The following is a 23,429-nucleotide window of genomic DNA, read 5'->3' on the forward strand; positions in this document are numbered from 1 at the left end:
AACCGGCGGTCAGCGGTTGGCAACGGGATAGATGGCGCCCCGGCGTCGGCGGGCATAACCCTCTAGCAGGCAGCATTGCCGAAATGTCCGGGAAAAGCGATGAGATACTTACCGACGGGTAGAGCGATGTTCTGGCGGGGAATCAACATGCCGGAGGCCCGAAATGCACCTGGACAGGGATGTCGCTCCCGAGTATCCACTGAGCTGGCAGGCCCGCGCTCTCACCGGCCTCATGCGTCACACCCTCAAGCCGGCCTCCCATCTGTTCCTGCGCCACGCCCTGGCGCTGACCGCCGCGTCCCAGCTGGGAGAGCTGGTCAGGCTGCTCCCCGCGGCGACGCCCGACCACGTCTCGCTGGTTCCCGCCGCGTTCTCCGCGTGCGGCGGCGAGTGGGTGCGCGGGCGTGACACGCTGGACGAGCACAAGGTGGTGCTGTATCTGCACGGCGGCGGCTACTTCTCGTGCTCACCCCGCACGCACCGGCCGATCACCTGGCGCCTGTCGGCGGTGGCGGGCCGCCCGGTGCTGGCGCTGGACTACCGCCAGGGTCCGGTGCACAAGCTGGCCGACTCGCTGAGCGACTCCCTCGAAGCCTACGACTGTCTGCTGGGGCGCGGGTACGAGCCGGAAGACATGATCATCGCGGGCGACTCCGCGGGCGGGCACCTGACCCTGGCGACGCTGCTGGCGCTGCGTGACCGCGGCCTGCCGCTGCCGTCGGCGGCCCTGTGCCTGTCGCCCTGGGCCGACCTGACCGACTTCCCCCGGCGCGCGAACCGCTGGCAGGACCCGATGCTGCCGGCCGGGCGGGTGCGCTGGCTGGCCCGCCGCTGGACCGACGGGCTGGACCCGCGCGACCCGCTGGTCTCCCCGGTGCTCGGCGACTTCACCGGGCTGCCGCCGCTGATGATCGTCACCGGGTCGACCGAGGTGCTCAGGGACGAGGCCCGCCGCGTCGCCGAGCGGGCCAGGGACGGCGGCGTGCCGGTGACGTACGAGGAGTGGCCGCGCATGCCGCACGTGTTCCCGATCCTGGCGGACGTGCTGCCGGAGGCGCGGCTGGCGTTCCGGCACATGGCGATGTTCCTGGCGGCCGTGGCCGGTCTGGAGGAGCTGGCGGCGGAGGACGAGGCCGCCGCCTGAAGGTCGCGCACGGGGTGAATCGGCTGCCGGGACAGGGGCAGAGGGGCGAGAGTGACATTTCGCATCGCGCTGACGCCGCGCGGGGAGCAGAGTGTAGGTTAGGCACCCCTAAGCAAGGAGCTGTTCCGCATGACCGGTAAGCCGAGGGATCACCACCGAGGCGTCGTGCTGCGTACCGAGCGCATCGCGCCGCACATGATCCGGGTCATCGTCGGAGGTGACGGACTCCGCGACTTCGAGACGTCCGGCCACACCGACACTTACGTGAAGATCGTGTTCCCGCACGAGGGGGTCGACTACCCCGAGCCGTTCAGCGTCAAGCAGGTACGGGAGACCATGCCGCGCGAGTTCTGGCCGCGGCTGCGCACCTACACCGTGCGCGCCTGGGACCCCGACACCCGCGAGCTGACGCTCGACTTCGTCTACCACGGCGACGAGGGCCTGGCCGGCCCGTGGGCGGCCAACGCCGGACCGGGTGACGAGCTGCTCATGATCGGACCCGGCGGCGGCTACGCGCCCGGCCCGGAGGCCGACTGGCACCTGTTCGCCGGTGACGAGAGCGCGCTGCCCGCCATCGCCGCGTCCCTGGAGGCGTTGCCCGAGGGGGCGCGGGCGTTCGCGTTCATCGAGGTGGCGGGGCCGGAGGAGGAGATCAAGCTGAGCACCCCCGGCGACGTCGAGGTGGTCTGGCTGTACCGGGGCGACCGCCCGGTCGGGCAGGCCCTGGTGGAGGCGGTGTGCTCCTTCGGCTTCCCGGCCGGGCGGGTGCAGGCGTTCGTGCACGGCGAGGCCGGGTTCGTCAAGCAGCTCCGCCGCCACCTGCGGGTCGGCCTGGGCATCCCGATGGCGCACCTGTCGATCTCCGGTTACTGGCGGGCCGGAGCGGACGACGAGTCGTGGCGCGCGGTCAAGAAGGACTGGAACAAGCAGGTCGAGGCCGAGGAAGCCGCCATCCTCACTTGATCTTCGTGACGTCGATCACGCGCAGGGTGTCCCCGACCGGGTAGGCGAGCAACCTGCCGTCGTCGTCGAAACCGGGCCTCATGAGGCTGAATCCGCCCGCCGTACGCTTCGACGGAATGCCGAGGTCGGCGGAAGCCCCGGTGCGCAGGTCGAAGAGCGCGACGCCGCCCGCGTGCCGGCCGTAGCGGACCGAGGCGACGTGGAAGCGATCCAGGGCGGGCGGCGTCCTGGCCATGCCGCCGGGCAGCTCCTGCTGCTGGGAGCCGTCGCGCATCCGGTGGAAGGGGGCCGCCCCGGAGCTGCCGACGCAGAGCGTCACGCCGCAGGCATGCACCCGCTCGCCGTCCCGTACCAGGGCCCGGTCGGTCTCGCCGGTCCGCAGGTTGCGGATCAGGCCGTAGCGTGTGCCTTCGCCCGCGCCGTACGGGCCGGGAGTGCCGATCCACGGCCAGGACAGCAGGTGCATGCCCGCCCCGTTCGCGACCGGCTCCACCTCACCGCCGCCGAGCGGGACCGTGAACACGCCCCCGGAGCGGGCGGAGAACGCGACCCGGTCACCGACGATCTCGACCTTGTCCACGCCGCGCTCGTCCAGCTCGCGGCTCCCGATGACCCGTGCCTCGCCGCCCGTCAGGGGAGCCGCCCAGATCTGGGCGGTGCCGTCCTTGAGCTGCGTCCACCAGGCGACGTGCCCGCCTGCGGCGTCGAAGCCCGACGCGAACAGCACGGTCCCCTCGGGGGTCACCACGTGGGTGATCTCGCGCAGGGCGAGCGTGTCCAGGTCGTAGGCGTACAGGGCGTCGGTCTTCTCGAACGAGGCCCAGGTGGAGACGAGCAGGGTCCGGTCGTCGAGGAGGAGGATCGGCTGGATCTTCTTGCCGTCGGGCGTCTTGGCGGGAACCTCGCGCAGCGCCTCCGGCCACACCGATCCGATCGGCTCCGGCTTGACGTCGTAGGACGGGGCGTGGGACTGGGCCGGCGACACGGGCGGCGACACGGGCGGCGACACAGCCGGCGACACGGGCGGCGACACTGCCGCCGTCGCCGTCGCGTCCGGGGTCACGGTGGCGGCCCGGTCGGCGGCCCGGTCTGCGGCGCGCAGGCCGCCCGCGACCCCGCCCGCGATCACCACGACCGCCGCGCCGGCGAGCAGCGCCTGCCTGCGCTGCCTGCGCCGCCGGTAGCGGGCCTCCACCTGGGAGGCGGCCGCCTCGGCGGGCAGTCCGGGCGCCTGGCCTGCGGCCTGCCGCAGCGTCCTGCGCAGGGTGTCCTCCACGTCGGGCGTCCGGTTCATCGCGCTCCCTCCCCGACCGCGCTCCACTCGGCGGGGACGGCGGCGCGCAATTTGTCCAGCGCCCGCGACGCCTGGCTGCGCACGGTGCCGCGGGAGACGCCGAGCACCTTGGCGATCTCGGCGTCGTCGAGTTGCTCGTAGTAGCGCAGCACCAGGACGGCGCGCTGCTTGCGGGGCAGGCCGGACAGCGCCAGCCACATGGCGCGCTCGTCGCCGCTGGGCAGCGCGTCGCGGTGCTCCCTGTCAGGTGGCTCCCAGGTGAGCTGTTCGCGTCTGCGCCGCCGCCAGGCCGCGATGTGCAGCCGTGCCATCGTGGTGCGCGCGTAGCTCTCGGGGTTGTCCTTCGAGCGCAGCCGCGGCCAGGCGGCCCGCACCTTGAGCAGCGCCTCCTGCACCAGGTCGGCGGCGTCGTGCGGGTTGCCCGCGAGCACGTAGCCGTAGCGCATCAGCGCCTCACCCCGCTCGGCGACGAACTCCGCGAATCGGGCGTCTCCATCCACCTGCTCCAGCCTTCCGTCGATTCCTTCCACCTCTCAGAGAAGGAACGCGGCCGATCCGTTGCACGGGCTGGCGGACATGGGTCGGCCGCGCCAGGCCGGGGAAGGTCTGGCGCGGCCGTTCGCCGGGGGGAACCACCCATGCCCTGGAGGTAACCGGCGAGCTCATGCGGTCAGTGGGCGAACTGCTCCTCCTCGGTCGACCCCTTGAGCGCGGTGGTCGAGGAGTCGGGCGAGATGGCCGTGCTGACCAGGTCGAAGTAGCCGGTGCCGACCTCGCGCTGATGGCGGGTGGCGGTGTATCCGTGCGCCTCCGCGGCGAACTCCGCCTCCTGCAGGTCCACGTACGCGGTCATGCCGTCGGTCGCGTACCCCTGGGCGAGGTGGAACATCGAGTAGTTCAGCGAGTGGAACCCGGCGAGGGTGATGAACTGGAACTTGTACCCCATGTGCCCCAGCTCGCGCTGGAACTTGGCGATGGTGGAGTCGTCCAGGTGCTGCTTCCAGTTGAAGGAAGGCGAGCAGTTGTAGGCCAGCATCTGGTCCGGATACCGGGCCTTGATCGCCTCGGCGAACTCGCGGGCCACGTCCAGGTCGGGCGTGCCGGTCTCCATCCAGAGCAGGTCGGAGTGCGGGGCGTAGGCGAGGCCGCGGGCGATGCACGCCTCGATGCCGTTGCGCACCCGGTAGAAGCCTTCGGCGGTGCGCTCGCCGGTGCAGAACTCCTGGTCGCGCGGGTCCACGTCGCTGGTCAGGAGCGTCGCGGCCTGGGCGTCGGTCCGCGCGATGACCAGTGAGGGGACTCCCGCGACGTCCGCGGCGAGGCGGGCGGCGTTGAGGGTCTTGATGTGCTGGCCGGTCGGGATGAGCACCTTCCCGCCGAGGTGGCCGCACTTCTTCTCGGAGGCGAGCTGGTCCTCCCAGTGCACGCCGGCGGCGCCGGCGGCGATCATGCCCTTCATCAGCTCGAAGGCGTTGAGCACGCCGCCGAACCCGGCCTCGGCGTCGGCCACGATGGGCGCCAGCCAGTGCGGCGCGTCCTCCCGGCCCTCCGACCAGGTGATCTGGTCGGCGCGCAGCAGCGCGTTGTTGATGCGGCGCACCACGGCCGGCACGGAGTTGGCCGGGTAGAGGCTCTGGTCGGGGTAGGTCTGCGCCCCCAGGTTGGCGTCGGCGGCGACCTGCCAGCCGGACAGGTAGATGGCCTTCAGCCCGGCCTTCACCTGCTGCACGGCCTGGTTGCCGGTCAGCGCGCCGAGCGAGTGCACGTACTCCTCGGTGTGCAACAGGCTCCACAGCCGTTCGGCGCCGAGCCGGGCGAGCGTGTGCTCCTCCTGGACGCTGCCACGCAACCGGATCACGTCCTCGGCGCTGTAGGTGCGCTCGATGCCGGCCCAGCGCGGGTCGTTCTCCCACTCGTCCCGCAGCTGCTCGGCGGCTCCCTTGAGGCGATCGTTCATCGTTCACTCCTTTGTCGTCCCCTGGGGCGTATGCCGAGTCTGTGCCCCCGTGACCCCCGGCAACAGCCAGAACGGGAGAGAAAAACCTGCAAATTTCCGCCAAACGCAACTACTGGCCGGTCTTCATGGGAGAAAAAATCGAGAGTTTTCCCTATGGACTAGACCACTGGTCAGAGGTGGTGTGCCCGGCCTCACAGGGCCTGCGGGCGCCTCCCGTACGTCTAGAAGATGAGCGGAATTTCCGACTAAGATGCGTGCATGGCGTCCTTGCTGGGTGAAGAACCGCTGACTTTGACGCATGAGCTCGATCTCATCGCGTTCGGGCAACGCCTGCGCCACCTCCGCAAGCAGCGCGGGCTCACCCTCTCCGACCTGGGCGAACGGGTCAGCAGGGCGCCCAGCCAGCTCTCCCTGCTGGAGAACGGCAAGCGCGAGCCCAAGCTCTCCCTGCTCAAGTCGCTCGCCTCGGCGCTGAACGTGCCGGTCGAGGAGCTGCTGCGCCGCCAGCCGCCCAACCGCCGCGCCCAGCTGGAGATCGCCCTCGAAGAGGCCCAGCGCGACCCCATCTACGCCGACCTCGGGCTGCCGCGTCTCAAGGTCTCCGCCCGCGTGCCCAACGACGTGCTGGAACACATCCTCGGCCTCTACGGCGAGCTGCGCTCCCGCGAGGCGCGCGGCACCGCCACCCCCGAGGAGGCCAGGGCCGCCAACGCCGAGCTGCGCCGCCGCCAGCGCGAGCTGGGCAACTACTTCCCCGAGATCGAGCAGGCCGCCGCCGAGGCGCTCGGCGCCGTCGGCTACCGCGCCGGCGCCCTGTCGCAGAGCATGATCCAGAGTCTGGTGACCCACTTCGGCTACACCGTGCACACCGCCCAGGACCTGCCCCGGTCGGTGCGTTCCATCACCGACATGCGCAACCGCCGCATCTACGTCAAGCACGAGCAGCTCGGCATGCACACCCCGCGCACCATCCTGCTCCAGACGCTCGGCCACCTCGCGCTCGGCCACAACAAGCCCCGCGACTTCGCCGACTTCCTGCGCCAGCGCACCGAGGCCAACTACTTCGCCGCCGCCGTGCTCGTGCCGGAGAAGGCCGCCGCCGTCTACCTGCAGGAGGCCAAGGCCGACCGGGCGCTGTCGGTGGAGGACCTGCGCGACGTGTTCGCGGTCTCCTACGAGATGGCCGCCCACCGCTTCACCAACCTCGCCACCCACCACCTCGACCTGGTCTGCCACTTCGTCCGCAACGACGCCGGCGGCATCATCTACAAGGCGTACGAGAACGACGGCATCGTCTTCCCCGCCGACGAGCAGGGCGCCATCGAGGGGCAGCGGATGTGCCTGCAGTGGTCGGGCCGCCAGGTGTTCGCCTCGCCCGACCGCTTCTCCGTCTACTACCAGTACTCCGACTCGCCCACGGGCACCTACTTCTGCGTCGCGCACGTCGACCCGTCACGGGAGCGCGACTTCGCCATCACGCTCGGGGTGCCGTTCAAGGAGTCGCGCTGGTTCCGCGGCCGCGAGACCACCAACCGCACCAAGTCCACCTGCCCCAACGGCGACTGCTGCCGCCGCCCGCCCACCGCGCTGGCCGAGCGCTGGGAGGGCTACGCCTGGCCGTCGGCCCGCGCCAACTCGCACGTGCTCGCCGCCCTGCCGCCCGGCTCCTTCCCCGGCGTCGACGAGGCGGATGTTTACACATTCTTGGAGCGCCACGCCGTCACGGGTTGACCCTCGGAGGGCAGAACTCAGGGGATGAACGGGGGTGGTCGCATGCTGCCTGAAGTTCGGACCTGGTTGCGGCGCCGCACCACACGCACGACCGACTGGCCGGTGCGCGAGCTGGCCGAGGCGAAGGGCCGCACGTCTGTCAGCGTGGTTCTACCCGCGCGTGACGAACGCGACACCGTGGGTCACATCGTCGGCGTCATCCTCGACGAGCTGGGCGGCCTCGTGGACGAGGTCGTGGTCATCGACTCCTGCTCCACCGACGACACCGCCGCCGTCGCCGCCCGCGCCGGCGCCGACGTGCACGCCCAGGACGCCATCCTGCCCGAGCTGGGCCCGCTCGACGGCAAGGGCGAGGCGCTGTGGAAGTCCCTCGCCGTCACCAGCGGCGACATCGTGGCGTTCGTCGACGCCGACATCCGCGGCTTCCAGTCGTCCCTGGTGAGCGGACTGCTCGGCCCGCTGCTCACCGACCGCAGCGTCGCCTACGCCAAGGGCTGCTACGACCGGCCGCTCGACGGCGCACCCAACGGCGGCGGCCGCGTCACCGAACTGGTCGCCCGCCCGCTCATCAACCTCCACTGGCCCCAGCTCGCCGGGTTCGTCCAGCCGCTCGCCGGCGAGTACGCCGGCCGCCGCTCCGCGCTGGAGCGGGTGCCGTTCCTCACCCGGTACGGGGTCGAGCTCGGGCTGCTCGTCGACCTGCTCGACCTGGCAGGGCTGGACGCGTTCGCCCAGGTCGACCTGGGCTCCCGCGAGCACGCGCCGCAGTCGACCGAGGCCCTGGGCAACATGGCGGCCCAGATCATGCTGGCCGCCTACTCGCGGCTGCTCCGCCAGGGCAAACTCGGCCGCTGCCACGACCTGTCGTCCTGCCTCGACCAGTTCCGCCGCTGCGCGGGCGGCCACCGGGTGGTCAGCAGCGACGTCTCCATCGCCGAACGACCCCCGATGCTGACACTGCGGTGAGGCAGGACGACGCCGGGTCCTACGTTCCGAAGGCCTTCACCTCCAGCAGGCCCACGGAGGACGAGCCGTTGCCGGTGAGCAGCACCCGCAGGCGGGTGGTGTTCACCGAGGAGAAGGTGACGGTGTTGTACTGGTTCTTGGCCAGCCCGTAGGCGCTCGCGCCCGGGACGTCCGCGTACGCGCTGCCGTTCCAGTACTGCAGCTTCCACGACGCCGGCATGTCGATGCCCTGCTCGTCGTCGAAGAAGTACACGTCGGCACGGTTGAGCGCCTGCGCCGACGACCAGGTGAGCTCCGCCCAGTGCTGGCCCGTCTCGGGCCAGGTGCCCCAGCGGGTGCCCTGGTTGGGGCCGGGGATGTTAGAGCTGGCCGGCTCGCCGCCGTCGTTGACGGCGGCGCAGCTCTCCCACGCCGAGGTGTGGGAGCAGGACGCGGTGGCCGACAGCGCCCGGTTGGCCGGAGGCTGGACGCCGCCCCGGTTGACCACCTTGAACTCGGTCAGGCCCACCTTGGACCCGGAGGCGTTCGCGGCCAGCATCCGCACCCGCTGGGCCGTGACCGGGGTGAACGTGACCTTGTTGAGGTTCGCCCGCGGGGCGCCGGGCGACTTGACCTGGCTGCTCACGGTCACCCAGGAGCTGCCGTTCCAGTACTGGATGTCGTAGGACGCGGGCGCCCGGTAGGTGCCGCCGGCCGGCCGGCTGTCACGGAAGTGGAGCCAGACCTCGTTGAAGGTCTGCGGCGACCCGAAGTTGACCTCGTACCAGTCCTGGCTGTTGGGCGAGCCGCCCGCGCCCCAGAACGGCTCGTTGGTCGGCAGGCCGTCGCGCGCCCCGGCCACGCTGGTGCCGGACCCGGTGTGGGAGGCGGTGGCCGAGCCCATGGCGGCCAGGTTGGTGAGGCCGGCCGTCAGGTCGACGCCCGCCTTGGCGAGCATGTCCACCATGCGGGCGCCGGTGTGCGAGACCTGCGCGGGCGCCTGCATGCCGGACGCGGCGCTGCTGTAGAGGACGTTCGCCGAGGTGGTGACCGCGCCGGTGGCCGGGTTGTAGGTCAGCGGCGCCAGCCGGTCGATCGTCGCCCGGCGGACCCCGTTGACGTAGACGGAGTAGCCCTGGGGGATCCCGGCGTAGCGCACCACGCCGTCGGCCGGATCGTCCCAGACGATGGTCAGGTCGCTGTTGCGGTAGCGCAGGTTGTTGACGGTGAAGTGGGACCAGCCGATGTCGATCGGGCTCAGCTCCACCTGCGCGTCCGAGCGGGGGCGCAGGCCCGCGACGTCCTCGATCACGGTCCAGTTGCTGCTGCCCAGGATGTTGTGGTGGATCCAGGAGCGGTACTGGATGCTGCTGCCGTTCCAGTCGGCCCAGAACTCGTTGGCGTCGGGCCACTGGGTGTTGCCGCCGACGTACTGCGCCCAGGCGTTCCAGTAGAGCAGCTTCTTGTACCAGGTGGCGTCGATCCACTCGTTGGGGTAGTTGCGCAGCACCGAGGAGAGCAGCCGGAACTGCACGGTCGAGTTGATCGTGGAGAAGTTGTTGCTGCCCGTGCCCGAGGCCGCCTTGTCACGCTGGTTGGCGGTGTAGAACGGGAAGATCGGATACTCGGCCGGGTCGTCGAACAGGCGCAGCGCCTGCCGGTAGGTGGCGGTGTTGGGCACGGCCCCCACCGCGAACGGGTAGTAGTTGTTGATCTCCTTCCACGGCACCCACTCGTTGGTGGAGACGTGCCGGTGCTCGAACAACTGCCGGTTCGGGTTCCACAGCACGTTGACCAGCGCGTTGCCGATGTCGGTCGCCAGGGTGTTCATCTCGTTGGCCTTGGCGGTGTTGCCCAGCAGCGAGTACGCCTGCGCCGCGGCCTTCGCCCCGCTGTACTGGTAGGCGCCCTCGGCCCGGTCCAGCCAGCCGGAACGCCAGTGGAAGGAGACGGCGTCGGCGTCGTTGCCGGTCAGCGCGCCCCAGTCGTACTCGATGACCTTGTCGTTGTCGTGGTCGTAGAAGGACAGCTGCCCCTTGACGTCCTGCTCGGCGTAGCGGGCCAGGTTGCCCACGATGCCGGGCTGGCCGCCGTGGATCTGGTAGCTCTTCCACGCCGCCTCGGCGACGTACTGCGTGTAGCTGTTGGACCAGTTCTCCGGGTCGCCCGGGTTGTCGGCGAACCGGCCGCTCTTCGAGGTCTGCCCGATCGACAGCCACGGCCCGTACGACCACACCGGGTCACGCAGGTACTTCAGGTCGTCGATGTGCATCGGCTGGGTGAGCACGATCGCGTTGTTGTAGCCCAGTACCCCCTCCATGGACGTGGGGAACTGGAAGGTCTGCCCGGGGATGTCGGCGTCGAGGTGGTTGTAGCGCATCAGCCACCAGCGGTAGTACACGTTCTTCTTGATCGCCGGCTCGGGCACGTCGATGTAGGGCACGTTGTCGGCCCACCACCGGTTGTACTCCCGCACGTGCGTGGCGAACGCGGTGGCGGGGGAGTGGCCGCGGTAGGCGTTGTACTCGGTGAGCGACCCGGGCAGCTCGTTGGTGACGAACCCCATCTGCACCTTGACCGTCACCGTCTGCCCGGCGGCCACGGTGACCGACCGGTTCAGCCCGCCGGAGCTGACGGTGAACCCGTCCCCGGACAGCCGCGGGTAGATCGTGGTCAGGTTGTTGTAGGCGTTGACCTGCCCGGTCAGCTCGCTGCCGCTGCCGGAGGTGGCGTAGGGCGAGGTGGCGCGCAGGTTCAGCGTCGCCGACGAACCGCCGTTGTTGGTGACGGCCACGTTGGTGACCGCGACGTTCTCGTTGGTGATGAACTTGGTGACGTTGGCGACCAGCGAGCCGCTGGTGTGCACGCTCTTCCAGTGGCTGGGCGCCTGCCAGCGCTGGCCGGGCTGCTCGGCCCAGCTTCCGGAGCCCAGCGCGATGCTGTAGGCGTTCTGGTTGCTGATGCTCTCCCAGTACGCGACCTGCCCGCCGAACCCGATGACCGACGGGGTGTGCGTCTTCATGAACAGGGCGCGGCCCCGCGTCATCAGCCAGGTGCCCGCCGGGTCGTTGCCTGGCCTGGCCAGCAACCGGTCCATCCAGAAGTCGGTGCCGGAGCTCTCGGCGTCGTAGATGGCCCGCATCATGTCGCCCGCGGTGTACGCGGCCGGCACGGCGGGGATCGCCGGGCCGCCGAAGGTCGGATAGCCGATGGTCTGATCAGCCTGCGCCGGGGCGCCGGCCACGAGCGTCGCCGCGACCAGCAGCAGGGCGGTGAGGATCCGTCTCATGACAGCGCCCTCCATTCCAGGACACCGGTCGAGTAGCCGCTCTTCGAGGTGATGTTCAGCCGCAGCCGGGTGGTGGTGACCGCGTTGAACGTGGTGACGTTGAAGGTGTGCGGGGCGACGCCGCACGCCGACTGGCCGGGCACGTTCACGTACGCGCTGCCGTTCCAGTACTGCACCTGGCAGGAGGCGGGCAGGTCGATGCCCAGGTCGTCGTCGAACCAGTACGTCTCCACCCTGCTGACGCTCTGGGCGGCCGGCCACTGGTACTCGACCCACTGGGTGCCCTGCTGCGGCCAGTTGCCGTAGGCGCCGTGGCTGTGGTCGGCCGAACCGGTGGGCGCGTACCCGTCCTTGACGGCGCCGAGCGTCTCCCACGGGGACACGTAGGAGGTGGACGGCGTCGCCGACAGGGCCAGGTTCTGCGAGCCTCCCGGCCCGGTGGTCTGGACGACCTTCTGCATGGTGCCGTCGGCGTTCCAGTAGAGCTTGTCGAGGGTGACGGAGCGGCGGAAGTTCCCGCCGCCCGGCGCGGCGGCGTTGTGGTACACCATGTACCACTGGCCCTTGAACTCGATGATCGCCGGATGGTTCGTCGTCGAGCTGACCTGGTCGAGCACGACCCCGCGGTGCGTCCACGGCCCGAGCGGGTTGCTCGCGGTGGCGTACCGGATGCACGCGTAGTTCGGCGCCGAGCACCCGGAGTCGTTGGCCGCGTAGGCGAGGTAGTAGGTCCCGTTGCGCTTGAACATCCAGGGCGCCTCCCAGAAGTTCGACACGCCCTGCGGGGTGACGACGGGGCCGTCCAGGGTGACCATGTCCGGCCTGAGCTTGGCCGCGCGCAGCCCGTAGTACGAGCCCCAGTACATGTAGACCTGGCCGTCGTCGTCGGTGAACACGGTCGGGTCGATGTTCAGCGGGGACGAGTTCGGGGTGCTGTCGCTGATCAGCGGCCCGCCCTTGGCGTCGGTGAACGGGCCGAGGGGGCTGTCGCCGACGGCCACGCCGATGTTCATCCAGCCGGGTCCGTTGCCGTTGACGGAGACGTACCAGTAGTAGCGGCCGTCGGCGCCGCGCTCGACCTCGCTGGCCCAGGCGTCCGCGCCGGCCCAGGGGAAGCTGGAGACCGAGAGGCGGGCGCCGTGGCCGGTGAAGGACGTGCCGTCGGTGGAGCTGAAGACGTGCCAGTCGCGCATGACGAAGTTGGTGCCGCCGGCCGGGGCCTCGTCACGCCCGGTGTAGAGGTACAGGGTGTCGCCCGCGACGAGGGCGGCCGGGTCGGCGGTGTAGATCGAGGTGGTGATCGGGGCCGCCGCGGAGGCGGGCGCGGCGAGGGCGGGGAGCAGGGCGACCGCGAACAGCGCGGCCAGGGCTCTTAATCGGGACATGGACGGGTCCTCCTACCTGGGGGGTTCTTGAGACGATCGTGTTAGCGCTAACATCACGGTTCGCCTCGGAAGGCAGGTGCGTTCTTGGTTCACCCGAGTGTTCGCGGCACCGCAGAAACCGTCAAGACCCAAGTTTCGAGAAGTCATGTTCGAGCAGGTCAGAGCCTAGTGAAAGGTTTTCGAAGCCGCCTTCTTTCCAGGGCCGGCCCCTCTGCCGGCGGAAGCGGCCATGGGGGCTCAACAGCGGCTGGTGGACCGAAAACCTTTCACCGCGTTCAGGAGAAGGCCTTCACTTCCAGCAGCCCGACCGACGCCGGGCCGCTCTGCAGCGCGACCCTGAGCCTGGTCGTGCTGACAGGGTCGAACGTGACCCGGTTGTAGGCGTTCGGCGCCACCGGGTAGGTGCCGGGGATGTCGGCGTAGCCGCTGCCCGTCCAGCGCTGGAGCTTCCAGGAGGCCGGCAGCCGCACGCCCCCGCCGTCGTCGAAGAAGTAGACCTCGGCGGAGCGGATCGTCTGGTTGCCGGGCCAGGTCAGCTCGGCCCACTGGGCGCCGGTCTGCGGCCAGGTGCCCCAGCGCGGGTTGGCGGTGTCGTTCGAGCGCGGCGGGTCGATCCCGTCGTTGATCGCCGCCACGCTCTCCCAGGGCGAGGTGTACGAGGCCGTCGGCGTGGCGGTCCCGGCCAGGTTCGCCGCGCCGCCGCCCACGGTGATCGTGAACGTCCTGGTCACCGGTGTGCTGAGCCGGTCGTAGTCGCGGAGCCTGACGGTGAACGTGGACGTGCCGGCCGTGGTGGGGGTGCCGGTGATGGCGCCGGTGAACCGGTCCAGGCTCAGTCCGGCCGGCAGCGTGCCGCCGTCGATCTGCCAGTCGTAGAACGGCACGCCGCCCTTGGCGGTCAGCCGCTGCTGGTAGGCCGCGCCCGGGGTGGCCTGGGGGAGCGAGGTGGTGACGATGGACGGCGGCAGGAACGGGGTGAGCTCGCGGTTGAGCCGCCAGCCCGCGTTCTCGGCCACCAGCAGCGCGAGCTTCGTCAGCATCCACCTGCGGGTGGGGAACAGATGGGTCCAGCCGCCGCTCTGGCCGCTGAGCCGGTCCCAGTACCGCTGCTCGCCGGGGATGTGGTAGCTCGAATCGAGCGGCACGGGGTAGCCCTGGTAGGCGGAGACGTCCGGGTCGTTCCCGCCGCCCTGGACGTAGGCGCGCATGCCCGCCCAGTCGCTGTGGAAGGCGACGGCGTGACCGTACTCGTGCATGACCAGGCCGTGCACGTCGAGCACGTCGCCCTGGATCTCCGTCCGGTACCAGTCCTCGTCGGCGAGCGAGGTGAACAGCCGCTTCCCCGCCTCGTCGTACTCGAAGATCATCGACGTGGAGCGGTGGAGCGGGCCCGGCAGCTGCTGCCCGTTCCTGGCGCTGTAGCGGCCGTTGGCCGCCGGGTAGCCGGTCGAGTACGGGGTCTGGATGCCTCTGAAGAACACGTACATGCCGTTGTAGGCGGTCTGGTTGGTGACCGTGATCGTGTTCTGCCAGTCGTCGCCCGGCAGGTGGTTGGTCTCCGCGCCGGCGGCCACGGTGTCGAACGGCGCCATGTCGAAGAACCGGAACCAGTCCTTGACCGCTTCCTCCGACGCCGTCCTGAACGCGGGGTCCGAGAAGTAGCCGGTGATCGTGTCGAACCGGTAGTCGAACGTGACCGGCAGCGTCGGCTCCAGCGGCGTCTTCTCGTCCTGCTGCACCCGGATCGGCATCGACTGCTGGGACGTCGCGCCGCCCGCCTCCCTGACGGACAGCCGCAGCGTGTGGGTCTCGTCCTGGCCGGGGCCGCGCCTGGAGTGGATCGCGAGCTTGAACGTCTTCCGCTCGGCCGCGCTGGCGAAGGTGAGCGTCTTGGTGGCGCCGGTCGCGGTGAGCTGACTCGGCAGGTCCATCATCAGCCGGGACGTGCCCTCGGCCTTCAGGTCCACGGTGACGGGGTAGCGGGCGTCGGCGGGGGGCTTGACGGTGAGCTCGACGTACGGGTTGGCCAGGTAGCCCTGCCAGTCGACCAGCTGGACGCCGTGGCCGTTGACGGTCCTGCCGAACAGGTCGATGACCTCGGCGGGGGAGGCGGCATGCGCGGGTGTCGTCACACCGCCGGTGAGTAAGGAGCTGAGCAACAGCGCCGCCACGGCCGAACGCGTGCGGCGGGATCCACGGTCCATACTGGACTCCTCGTGAGTTGGGAATAGGTTTTCCCAACCGGGACCGTAAGATGTCCCACAGCGCCCGTCAACCGTCAGCCCGTCCGCCGGGTCGACTCGCGGATCACCAGGCTCGCCGGGACGACCGTCACCCCGCCCGCCGCCGGGCGCCCGTCGATCGCGTCCATGATGTGCCGGGCGGCCAGCCGGCCGATCTCGCCCAGGTTCATGTCGACCGTGGTCAGCGGCGGGCGGCAGCCCAGCGCCATCGGCTCCCAGTTGTCGAACCCCACGAGCGCCACGTCGTCGGGCACCCGCCGGCCCCGCTCGCGCAGCGTCTCGGCCACGCCCCTGGCGATCTGGTCACTGCCGCAGAAGACGGCGTCGACGTCGGGCGCGGCGTGCAGCAGCACGTCGGCGGCCTGCCTGCCCCACTCCTCGCTCCACTGCCCGAACAGCACCTCCCCGGCCGGCCGCAGCCCGGCCTCGGCCAGCGCGGCGGTGAGCCCCTGGGCGCGCCGCCGCGCCGCCTGGAACCGACGTGGCCCGGTGATGTGGCCGACGCGGGTGCGGCCGGTGGCCAGCAGGTGGCGCGCGGCCAGCGCGGCGCCGCCCTCGTCGTCGGGGACGAGCGACACGTCGCCCTCGTCGGTGGACTGCGTCATCGCGTAGACGACGGGGACGGGCAGCCGCCCGATGCCGGGCCTCGGCTCGGTGCGCCGGCCGGTGACGATGATCGCCTCGACCCGCCTGGCCAGCAGTCGCTCGACGTAGTGTCGCTCCCTGATGGGGTCGTCGCGGGTGTCGCACATGAACACCGAGATCTGGCCCGCGTCCAGCGCGTCCTCGGCGCCGAGCATCACCGGGATGCTGAAGCGCCCGAAGCTGTCGCCGGTGACCAGGCCGACCGTGTAGGTGCGCCCGGCCAGCAGGCCCTGGGCCAGCGGGTTGGGGCGGAAGCTGAGCCGCCGGGCGGCGGTGAGGACCCGGTCGCGGGTCTCGGCGCGCATGCGGCCGCGGCCGTTGAGCGCCTTGGACGCGGTGCCGATCGACACCTGCGCGGCCGCGGCGACGTCTCTGATCGTGACGGTCTTCGCCGTCCGCTCGGATGGACTGGCCAACCGACTCCCCCTTCGCGGTCACACCTTAGCGTGGCCGCCCACCTCTTGACCCGTGGTGTATCACACCTTACCCTCCGGGTTGAGAAAACCTATTCCCACCGTTTTCTCTCTCCTGGTGAGGAGCTCGATGGATCAGATCCCCGGTCCCGCCGTCCCTTCCGCCCGCGCCGTCCTGCGGCCGATCGGCCTTCGCGACGCCCGCGTCACCGGCGGGCCGCTCGCCCGGTGGCAGCGGGTGAACCGTGAGACGAGCATCCCGCTCGGCCTGGAGCGGATGGAACGATCGGGCGCGCTGCCCAACCTCCGCCGCGCGGCGGGGGAGCGCGACGGCCAGTTCCAGGGATACCGGTTCCAGGACTCCGACCTCTACAAGCAGCTGGAGGCCGTCGCCTGGGAGCACGCCCGCGCTCCCGACCCCCGGTACACGGCGTTCATCGAGCGGGCCGCGGCCGTGCTGGCCGCCGCGCAGCGGCCCGACGGCTACCTCAACTCCCACTACCAGGTCGTCAAGCCCGAGAAGATCTATGCCGAGCTGGAGTACAGCCACGAGATGTACTGCGCAGGCCACCTGCTCCAGGCGGCGGTGGCGGCCAGCCGCGCGGGCGCCGGGGACACGCTGCTCCCGGTCGCCCGCCGCCTGGCCGACCACCTCGTCCAGGTGTTCCTCACCGGTGGGAACGACGGCATCGACGGCCACGCCGAGGTCGAGACCGCGCTGGTCGAGCTGCACCGGCTGACCGGCGATCCCGCCTACCTCGACCTGGCGGCCAAGCTGGTCGACAACCGCGGCAAGGGACTGATCCGCGACAGCGGCATGGGCCCGCTCTATGCCCAGGACCATCTGCCGGTACGGGAGGCGGACACGCCGGTCGGGCACGCCGTACGCCAGCTCTACCTGGAGGCCGGCGTCGTCGACCTCTACCTGGAGACGGGCGACGAGTCGCTGCTGGAGTGCTCGGTGCGCCGGTGGGAGGACATGGTCGCCACCAAGACCTACGTCACCGGCGGCAACGGCTCGCGGCACGACGGCGAGGCGTTCGGCGAGCGCTACGAACTGCCGCCCGACCGCGCCTACAGCGAGAGCTGCGCGGCCGTCGCGAGCATCCACTGGAACTGGCGGCTGCTGCTGGCCACCGGCCACGGCCGCTACGCCGACCTGCTCGAACGGGTGCTGTTCAACGCCTTCGCGGCGAGCACCTCGGCCGACGGCCGGCGGTTCTGCTACGTCAACCCCCTGCAGCGCAGGAACGACCTGGTCGAGGACGCCTACCTCGGGCGGCGCAGGGAGTGGTTCGCGTGCGCCTGCTGCCCGCCGAACATCATGCGGCTGGTGGCCTCGCTCGGCGGCTACCTCGCCACGCGGAGCGAGGCCGGGCTGCAACTCCACCAGTACGCCGAGGGCGTCGTGAGCGGAGGCGGCGGACGGGTGCGGGTGGACACCGACTACCCGTGGGACGGCCTGGTCCGCGTGACGGTCGAGGAGGCGCCGGCGGGGGAGTGGGAGCTGGCGCTCCGGATCCCTTCCTGGAGCGAGACCACGTACGTCGACAACCACCTCGCCCAGCCCGACGAAGACGGATATTTCAGGATTCGTCGCTCGGGTTGGCGGGCTGGCGACACCGTTGAGCTGAACCTCGATCTGACCCCCAGGCTCCTGCGCCCGCACCACCGCGTCGACGCCGTCAGGGGCAGCGCCGCGCTGCAGCGCGGCCCTCTCGTCTACTGCTTCGAGCAGGCCGACCAGTCCGGCCGCGTCGAGGTGGACGACCTGGCCATCGCCCGTGACGCCGTGCCCCGCCCGGTCCCCAGGGACGACCTGCCGGGCGTCGGCCGCACGGTCCTGCTCGACGTCGACGCGGTCGTGGTGCACGAGCCGCGCGACGGTCTCCCGTACACCAGCAAGCCCCTCGCGACCAGCACCCGCGTGACCGCGACGGCCGTCCCCTACTTCCAGTGGGACAACCGCGACGGTGGCGCGATGCGGGTCTGGATCCCCCTCGCGTAAGGAACACGCCGATGAGAAGACGCGACCTGTTGAAGCTCGGCGGCCTCGCCGCTCTCGGGGCCACGGCCGCGGCCTGCGGCGGTGACCAGGAGCGGCCCGGCAGGACACAGTTGCAGTTCATGTTCTGGGGTTCGACGTTCGAGAAGAAGGCCGTCGAGAACATGCTCAAGCAGTACGAGCAGAAGAACCCGGGCGTCACGGTCAAACCGCTCTACACCCCCGACGAGTACGACGTGAAGCTCAACACCCTGGTGGCGGGCGACCGCCTGCCGGACGCCGGCTACGTCCCGATGGCGATGTCGTTCCGGCTCGGCGAGCAGGGCAAGCTGGTCAACCTGTTCCCGTACCTGAAGAAGTATCCGCAGCTGGCCGGCTACCTCCCCGACGCCTACCTGTGGAGCGGCGAAGACAACCTGCACGGTCTCGCCACCGCGAACGAGTCCATGTTGCTGTGGTTCAGCAGGTCCGCCGTGGCCGCGGCCGGCGTCACCCCGCCGGCCGCCGCCGCCTCGGCCTGGACGTGGGACCAGCTCGTCGAGAACGCCTACAAGCTCACCGTCGACCAGAACGGCAGGCACCCGGACGAGTCCGGCTTCGACCCCGGGCAGGTCAGGCAGTTCGGCGTCTCCAGCAGCATCACCTACGGCGCGGCCTGGTACGGCTACCTGCGCTCCAACGGCGGCGACATCGCCGACGAGACCGGCAGGGCCTGCCGGCTGGACACGCCCGAGGCGATCGAGGTGTTCCAGAACCTGCAGGACCTCATCTACGAGCACCGCGTCGCGCCCGGCCCCGGCCAACTCGCCGCCACCGGCGACGACGTGCCCGGCACCAACATCCTGCTCAAGACCAAGCGGGTGGCGATGGTCGTGGACGGCCACTGGAGCCTGCTCGACATGAACGAGAGCGGCGTCGACTACGGCATCGGCGTGCTGCCGAAGTACGCCGAGCCGTACACCGCCACCCAGGTCGCCGGGGCGTCGGCGGTGTTCGCCGGCACCGCGCACGAGCAGGAGGCGGTCGAGCTGTTCGCCTTCCACAACGACCCCCGCTACGTCGACCTGTACGCGCGGGGCCTGTGGATGCCGCAGGAGAAGAAGTACTACGAGGACCAGGCGGCGATCGACGCCTGGACCAGGAACGACCAGCACCCGCCGGAGTTCCGCACCGCCGTCGTCGACTACACCCGGGAGCACGGCGTGCCCGACTTCCGCAACCGGCTCAGGAACCTGTCGGCCATCGCCGGCGACGTGCTCACCCCCGCCCTGCAGGAGATCGAGACCGGCAAGCGGCCGGCCGGCGAGATCCTCAAGGCCGCCACCCCCAAGATCACCGGCATGCTGCAGGGCTGGCACCACACCCAGGAGGTGTGATGCGCCGCCTTGAGACGCGCTGGGGCATCCTCATGGCGCTGCCCGCCATCCTCGGATTCCTGATCTTCACGATCGGCCCGATGGCGGCCTCGGCGTTCTTCAGCCTCACCGACTGGCGGATCGGCGCCGCCCCGGTGTACGTCGGGCTCGGCAACTACACGGCCATGGCCGGCGACGAGCTGTTCTGGAAGTCGCTGACCACCACCACGTACTACACGCTCGGCTCGGTCCCGCTGGTGCTCATCGTCAGCTTCGCCGTGGCCGTGCTGCTCAACCAGCGCGTCCGCGGCCTGTCGGTGTGGCGGACGATCTTCTACCTCCCGACGCTGGTGCCCGCGATCGCCAACGTCGTGCTCTGGATCTGGATCTTCAACCCGGACTTCGGGCTGCTCAACTCCCTGCTCCGGCAGGGCGGGCTGCCCACCTCCCAGTGGATCTACGCCGAGTCCACCGCGGTGCCGTCGCTGATCATCATGAGCACCTGGGCCTTCGGCAACACCATGGTGATCTTCCTGGCCGGGTTGCAGGGCGTGCCGCGGCACCTGTACGAGGCCGTCTCGATCGACGGCGGCGGGCCGTTGCGGCGCTTCTGGCACGTGACGCTGCCGATGATGACGCCGACCATCTTCTACAACCTGGTGGTCGGCGTGGTCGGCACCTTCCAGGTGTTCAACCAGGCGTACGTGATGACCGAGGGCGGACCCAACCACGCCACCCTCTTCTACGTCTACTACCTGTTCCGCAAGGCGTTCAACGAGAGCGAGATGGGCTACGCCAGCGCGCTCGCCTGGACCCTGTTCATGATCATCATGGTGGTGACGTTCCTCCTGTTCAGGAACGCGCGCCGCTGGGTCTACTACGAGATGGCAGGCGCCCGGTGACTCGCGGGCCGCGCCGGCTCCTGCTCTACCTGGCACTCCTGGCCGGCGCCGTACCGACGCTGCTCCCGTTCGTGTGGCTCGTGCGCAGCGCGCTCATGCGGGACGCCCAGATGTTCGTCGCCCCGCCGGAGTGGATCCCCTCCCCGTTCCAGTGGTCGAACTTCAGCGAGGCGCTCACCACCCAGCCCTTCGGCCGCTACTTCGTCAACACGCTGGTCATCGCCGTCGTCAGCGTGCTCGGCACGGTGCTGACCTGCTCGGTGGCCGCCTTCAGCTTCTCCCGGCTGCGCTGGCGTGGCCGCGACGTGGTCTTCGCGCTGCTGCTGACCGGCGTCATGCTGCCGTACGCGGTCACGCTCATCCCGACGTTCGTGATGTGGCAGCGGCTCGGCGCGCTGGACACGATCGCGCCGCTCACCGTCCCGAGCTGGTTCGCCGGGGCGGGCGGGGGCGTGTTCAACGTCTTCCTGCTGCGGCAGTTCTTCCTGACGATCCCGTTCGAGCTGGACGAGGCCGCCTACATCGACGGCGCCTCGCCCTGGCGGGTGTTCTGGACCGTCGTCATGCCGCTGTCCAGGCCCGCCATCATCGTGGTCACCATCTTCGCGTTCATCGGCACCTGGAACGACTTCCTCGGGCCGCTGCTCTACCTGCAGAGCGAGGAGAACTACACGCTGTCCCTGGGCCTGGCGTCGTTCCAGAGCATCTACCTGACGCAGTGGGGCTACCTCATGGCCGCCTCGGCGGCGGTGATCGCGCCGATCATCGCGCTGTTCTTCCTCCTGCAGCGGTACTTCATCGAGGGGGTCACGCTGACCGGGATCAAGAACTGAAGGGGGTGGCGCGCCGCGGCCCGTCACACCGGCCTGCGACTACTGGCCGGTAGCATACTGGCGTCGGCCAGGCCTCACCGGAAAGATCTCAGGGAGCGACCACATGAGCGGCTTCAGTCTGGACCTCAACCAGGACGTGATCGAGGTCCGGGACTGGGTGCACACCTTCGCCCGCGACGTGGTCCGCCCCGCCGGCGCCGAATGGGACGAGCGCGAGGAGACCCCCTGGCCGGTCATCCAGGAGGCGGCCAAGATCGGCCTCTACTCGCTGGACTTCTTCGCCACCCAGTGGTTCGAGGAAAGCGGCCTCGCGCTGCCCGTGGTGTTCGAGGAGCTGTTCTGGGGCGACGCCGGCATCGGCCTGTCGATCGTCGGCAGCTGCCTCGCCGCCGCGGCGCTGTCCGGCAGCGGCACGCCCGAGCAGGCGGGTCAGTGGCTGCCGGAGATGTTCGGCACGGAGAACGACGTCAAGCTGGGGGCCTTCTGCGCCTCCGAGCCCGACGCCGGCTCCGACGTCGGCGCCATCCGCACCAGAGCCGTGTACGACAACGGCGACTGGGTCATCGACGGCGTCAAGACCTGGGCCACCAACGGCGGCATCGCCGACGTGCACATCGTCGTCGCCTCCGTGGACCCCGGCCTCGGCACCCGCGGCCAGGCCTCCTTCATCATCCCGCCCGGCACCCCGGGCCTGTCCATGGGCCAGAAGTTCAGGAAACACGGCATCCGCGCCTCCCACACGGCCGAGGTCGTCCTCGACGGCGTCCGCGTACCCGGCTCGTGCCTGCTGGGCGGCAAGGAGAAACTGGACGCCCGCCTGGCCCGCGTCCGCAACGGCGAGCGCGCCGGCGAGCAGGCGGCGATGGGCACCTTCGAGACCACCCGCCCCACGGTCGCCGCCATGGCCGTCGGCATCGCCCGGGCCGCCTACGAGTACGCCCGCGACTACGCCCGCGAACGCGAGCAGTTCGGCCGCAAGATCGGCGAGAACCAGGCCATCGCCTTCCTGCTGGCGGACATGGCCACCCGGGTCGACATCGCCCGCCTGATGACCTGGCGCGCGGCCTGGATGGCCCGGCAGGGCAAGCGCTTCGAACAGGCCGAGGGCTCGATGTCGAAACTGGTCGCGGGGGAGACGGCGGTGTGGGTGACCGAGCAGGCCATCCAGATCCTGGGCGGCGCGGGGTACACCCGTGAGCACCCGGTGGAGCGCTTCCACCGCGACGCCAAGATCTACACCATCTTCGAGGGGACGTCGGAGATCCAGCGGCTGATCATCGGGCGCGCGGTGACGGGCCTGCAGGTTCGCTGAACCCACCCGCTATCGGACGCCTGTCCTGGAGATCGGCTGAGGGCTCTGTTCCGTCAGAGGTTCGCGCCAGTATCGAACGAAGATCGATTACATTGACGTCCATGGCTGCGGGGGTGATCCTAGGGCGTCTGCAGTCTTCACACCGAAGAGGTCACTGGTTCGATCCCAGTATCGCCCACCACATCGCAGCAGGTCAGAGGCCGGTTCTCCAATGGGGTGACCGGCCTTCTCGCTGTCTGGACCGTCGTTGGACCGTGGCCCGGGTGGACCGTCACGGGATGGCAGGTCCCGGCACCCTCGCCGCGGTCCAGACGGTCCGCGATGTTCAACTGCCGGTCTTCGCTCGGGGCCTCTAGTACTCCAGTGACACTTCGCGATCTTGAGACGTTGGGGTCACATGGCGACGGCCACCGCGTGATCATTCGAGTTTGTGAGGACTACAAAAGATCGTGCGGTGGCCGCCAGCCACAGCGTAAACCCTGATGGCTGGATGGTCATCTTCAACGAGCTGATGGCCCGGATCGCCTCTCGGTTCGGCCGGGTCGAACCACGTCGCGCCGCTGGGGCTTATGTGCGCGGGCTGCTGGGTGACATCGACCGCAAGAACTGCTGGAACCTGGCCGAACATGCCGCACTGATCGGCCCGCAGACGCTGCAGCGGCTGCTGCGCACCGCCCGCTGGGACGCCGACGCTGTGCGCGATGACGTGCGCGCTTTCGCCGTCGACCGGCTCGGCCCCGGCGGTGTGCTGATCGTGGATGAGACAGGGTTCGTCAAGAAGGGCGCTCGCTCGGCCGGGGTGCAGCGGCAATACAGCGGAACCGCGGGCCGGATCGAGAATTGCCAGGTCGGGGTATTTCTGGAGGAGACCGCCTTCGCCACCAAGCCCGCCCTGGCCACGGCGATGCTTCTGGCCGCGCTGGAGGCCGGCGTGCAGGCGGCCTGGGCGACGGGTGATGAGGTCTATGGCCAGGACCCGCGTCTGCGTGCCGCGCTGGAAGCGCGCCGGATGG

General features: G+C 70.2%; 17 protein-coding genes. 10 read left to right on the forward strand and 7 right to left on the reverse strand.

The genetic code is table 11. The annotated features are described in order from the left end of the window. The first annotated feature begins 163 nt into the window (after positions 1-163). The gene (locus tag KME79_RS12805; protein ID WP_219544604.1) at positions 164-1,144 is read left to right on the forward strand and encodes an alpha/beta hydrolase; all 981 of its coding nucleotides are present in this window, start codon (positions 164-166) and stop codon (positions 1,142-1,144) included. A 129-nt stretch (positions 1,145-1,273) separates the two neighbouring features. Further along, positions 1,274-2,107 (forward strand): siderophore-interacting protein, encoded by an 834-nt coding sequence (locus KME79_RS12810; RefSeq protein WP_219544605.1) that lies wholly within the window; start codon positions 1,274-1,276, stop codon positions 2,105-2,107. Here KME79_RS12810 and KME79_RS12815 read toward each other — a convergent pair. The 3 genes from KME79_RS12815 to aceA all read right to left on the reverse strand — a co-directional run bounded on the left by KME79_RS12815 (position 2,100) and on the right by aceA (position 5,358). Then, positions 2,100-3,401: a TolB family protein gene (locus KME79_RS12815; RefSeq protein ID WP_219544606.1), complete on the reverse strand. Its 1,302-nt coding sequence runs from the start codon at positions 3,399-3,401 to the stop codon at positions 2,100-2,102. The two genes, KME79_RS12810 and KME79_RS12815, sit on opposite strands and share 8 nt — an antisense overlap. Continuing rightward, positions 3,398-3,931: a SigE family RNA polymerase sigma factor gene (locus tag KME79_RS12820; RefSeq protein ID WP_308248890.1), complete on the reverse strand. Its 534-nt coding sequence runs from the start codon at positions 3,929-3,931 to the stop codon at positions 3,398-3,400. The genes KME79_RS12815 and KME79_RS12820 overlap by 4 nt, the downstream gene beginning before the upstream one ends. Positions 3,932-4,071: 140 nt before the next feature. Next, positions 4,072-5,358 carry an isocitrate lyase gene (aceA, locus tag KME79_RS12825; RefSeq protein WP_148032372.1) on the reverse strand — a complete coding sequence of 429 codons (1,287 nt, stop codon included), beginning with the start codon at positions 5,356-5,358 and terminating at the stop codon, positions 4,072-4,074. Positions 5,359-5,616: 258 nt separating this feature from the next. Between aceA and KME79_RS12830 the strand changes: the two genes are divergently transcribed. Both KME79_RS12830 and KME79_RS12835 read left to right on the forward strand, forming a co-directional pair. After that, positions 5,617-7,089, forward strand: a complete 1,473-nt coding sequence (locus tag KME79_RS12830) for a helix-turn-helix domain-containing protein (protein ID WP_372452420.1) — start codon at positions 5,617-5,619, stop codon at positions 7,087-7,089. 42 nt (positions 7,090-7,131) lie between these two features. Further along, on the forward strand, positions 7,132-8,055 hold the full coding sequence (locus KME79_RS12835) for a glucosyl-3-phosphoglycerate synthase (RefSeq protein WP_219544607.1): 924 nt from the start codon (positions 7,132-7,134) through the stop codon (positions 8,053-8,055). Positions 8,056-8,074: 19 nt separating this feature from the next. Here the strand turns inward: KME79_RS12835 and KME79_RS12840 are convergent, their stop codons facing one another. From KME79_RS12840 to KME79_RS12855, 4 genes are all read right to left on the reverse strand, one after another. Next, entirely contained in the window at positions 8,075-11,323 is a 3,249-nt protein-coding gene (locus KME79_RS12840) for a discoidin domain-containing protein (protein ID WP_219544608.1), read from the reverse strand. After that, positions 11,320-12,708: a glycoside hydrolase family 43 protein gene (locus KME79_RS12845; protein WP_219544609.1), complete on the reverse strand. Its 1,389-nt coding sequence runs from the start codon at positions 12,706-12,708 to the stop codon at positions 11,320-11,322. The genes KME79_RS12840 and KME79_RS12845 overlap by 4 nt, the downstream gene beginning before the upstream one ends. A gap of 275 nt (positions 12,709-12,983) precedes the next feature. Next, on the reverse strand, positions 12,984-14,912 hold the full coding sequence (locus KME79_RS44770) for an Ig domain-containing protein (protein ID WP_246639720.1): 1,929 nt from the start codon (positions 14,910-14,912) through the stop codon (positions 12,984-12,986). 74 nt (positions 14,913-14,986) lie between these two features. Next, entirely contained in the window at positions 14,987-16,012 is a 1,026-nt protein-coding gene (locus tag KME79_RS12855) for a LacI family DNA-binding transcriptional regulator (RefSeq protein WP_219544610.1), read from the reverse strand. A gap of 127 nt (positions 16,013-16,139) precedes the next feature. On the opposite strand from KME79_RS12855, the gene KME79_RS12860 reads away from it, so the two are divergent. The 6 genes from KME79_RS12860 to KME79_RS12885 all read left to right on the forward strand — a co-directional run. Beyond that, positions 16,140-18,017, forward strand: coding sequence for a glycoside hydrolase family 127 protein (locus KME79_RS12860; protein ID WP_219544611.1), 1,878 nt, complete (start codon positions 16,140-16,142; stop codon positions 18,015-18,017). Positions 18,018-18,028: 11 nt separating this feature from the next. Next, complete coding sequence (locus KME79_RS12865) at positions 18,029-19,390, forward strand: extracellular solute-binding protein (RefSeq protein WP_219544612.1); 1,362 nt, start codon at positions 18,029-18,031, stop codon at positions 19,388-19,390. After that, a complete protein-coding gene (locus tag KME79_RS12870) occupies positions 19,390-20,271 on the forward strand; it encodes a carbohydrate ABC transporter permease (protein WP_219544613.1) in 882 nt (293 codons plus the stop codon). The genes KME79_RS12865 and KME79_RS12870 overlap by 1 nt, the downstream gene beginning before the upstream one ends. Beyond that, the gene (locus tag KME79_RS12875; RefSeq protein ID WP_219544614.1) at positions 20,268-21,104 is read left to right on the forward strand and encodes a carbohydrate ABC transporter permease; all 837 of its coding nucleotides are present in this window, start codon (positions 20,268-20,270) and stop codon (positions 21,102-21,104) included. The genes KME79_RS12870 and KME79_RS12875 overlap by 4 nt, the downstream gene beginning before the upstream one ends. Before the next feature lie 103 nt (positions 21,105-21,207). Next, on the forward strand, positions 21,208-22,416 hold the full coding sequence (locus KME79_RS12880; RefSeq protein ID WP_219544615.1) for an acyl-CoA dehydrogenase family protein: 1,209 nt from the start codon (positions 21,208-21,210) through the stop codon (positions 22,414-22,416). 490 nt (positions 22,417-22,906) lie between these two features. After that, the coding region (locus tag KME79_RS12885) for an IS701 family transposase (RefSeq protein WP_246639773.1) at positions 22,907-23,429 on the forward strand (523 nt) is incomplete at its 3' end.

The organism is Nonomuraea harbinensis (assembly GCF_019396385.1).
Classification (GTDB): domain Bacteria; phylum Actinomycetota; class Actinomycetes; order Streptosporangiales; family Streptosporangiaceae; genus Nonomuraea; species Nonomuraea ferruginea.

Coding starts and splice junctions, on each gene's coding strand:
- KME79_RS12840 (WP_219544608.1), bottom strand. CDS start 11,323: ATGAGACGGATCCTCACCGCCCTGCTGCTGGTCGCGGCGACGCTCGTG.
- KME79_RS12860 (WP_219544611.1), top strand. CDS start 16,140: ATGGATCAGATCCCCGGTCCCGCCGTCCCTTCCGCCCGCGCCGTCCTG.
- KME79_RS12830 (WP_372452420.1), top strand. CDS start 5,617: ATGGCGTCCTTGCTGGGTGAAGAACCGCTGACTTTGACGCATGAGCTC.
- aceA (WP_148032372.1), bottom strand. CDS start 5,358: ATGAACGATCGCCTCAAGGGAGCCGCCGAGCAGCTGCGGGACGAGTGG.
- KME79_RS12810 (WP_219544605.1), top strand. CDS start 1,274: ATGACCGGTAAGCCGAGGGATCACCACCGAGGCGTCGTGCTGCGTACC.
- KME79_RS44770 (WP_246639720.1), bottom strand. CDS start 14,912: ATGGACCGTGGATCCCGCCGCACGCGTTCGGCCGTGGCGGCGCTGTTG.
- KME79_RS12870 (WP_219544613.1), top strand. CDS start 19,390: ATGCGCCGCCTTGAGACGCGCTGGGGCATCCTCATGGCGCTGCCCGCC.
- KME79_RS12880 (WP_219544615.1), top strand. CDS start 21,208: ATGAGCGGCTTCAGTCTGGACCTCAACCAGGACGTGATCGAGGTCCGG.
- KME79_RS12805 (WP_219544604.1), top strand. CDS start 164: ATGCACCTGGACAGGGATGTCGCTCCCGAGTATCCACTGAGCTGGCAG.
- KME79_RS12845 (WP_219544609.1), bottom strand. CDS start 12,708: ATGTCCCGATTAAGAGCCCTGGCCGCGCTGTTCGCGGTCGCCCTGCTC.
- KME79_RS12815 (WP_219544606.1), bottom strand. CDS start 3,401: ATGAACCGGACGCCCGACGTGGAGGACACCCTGCGCAGGACGCTGCGG.
- KME79_RS12835 (WP_219544607.1), top strand. CDS start 7,132: ATGCTGCCTGAAGTTCGGACCTGGTTGCGGCGCCGCACCACACGCACG.
- KME79_RS12865 (WP_219544612.1), top strand. CDS start 18,029: ATGAGAAGACGCGACCTGTTGAAGCTCGGCGGCCTCGCCGCTCTCGGG.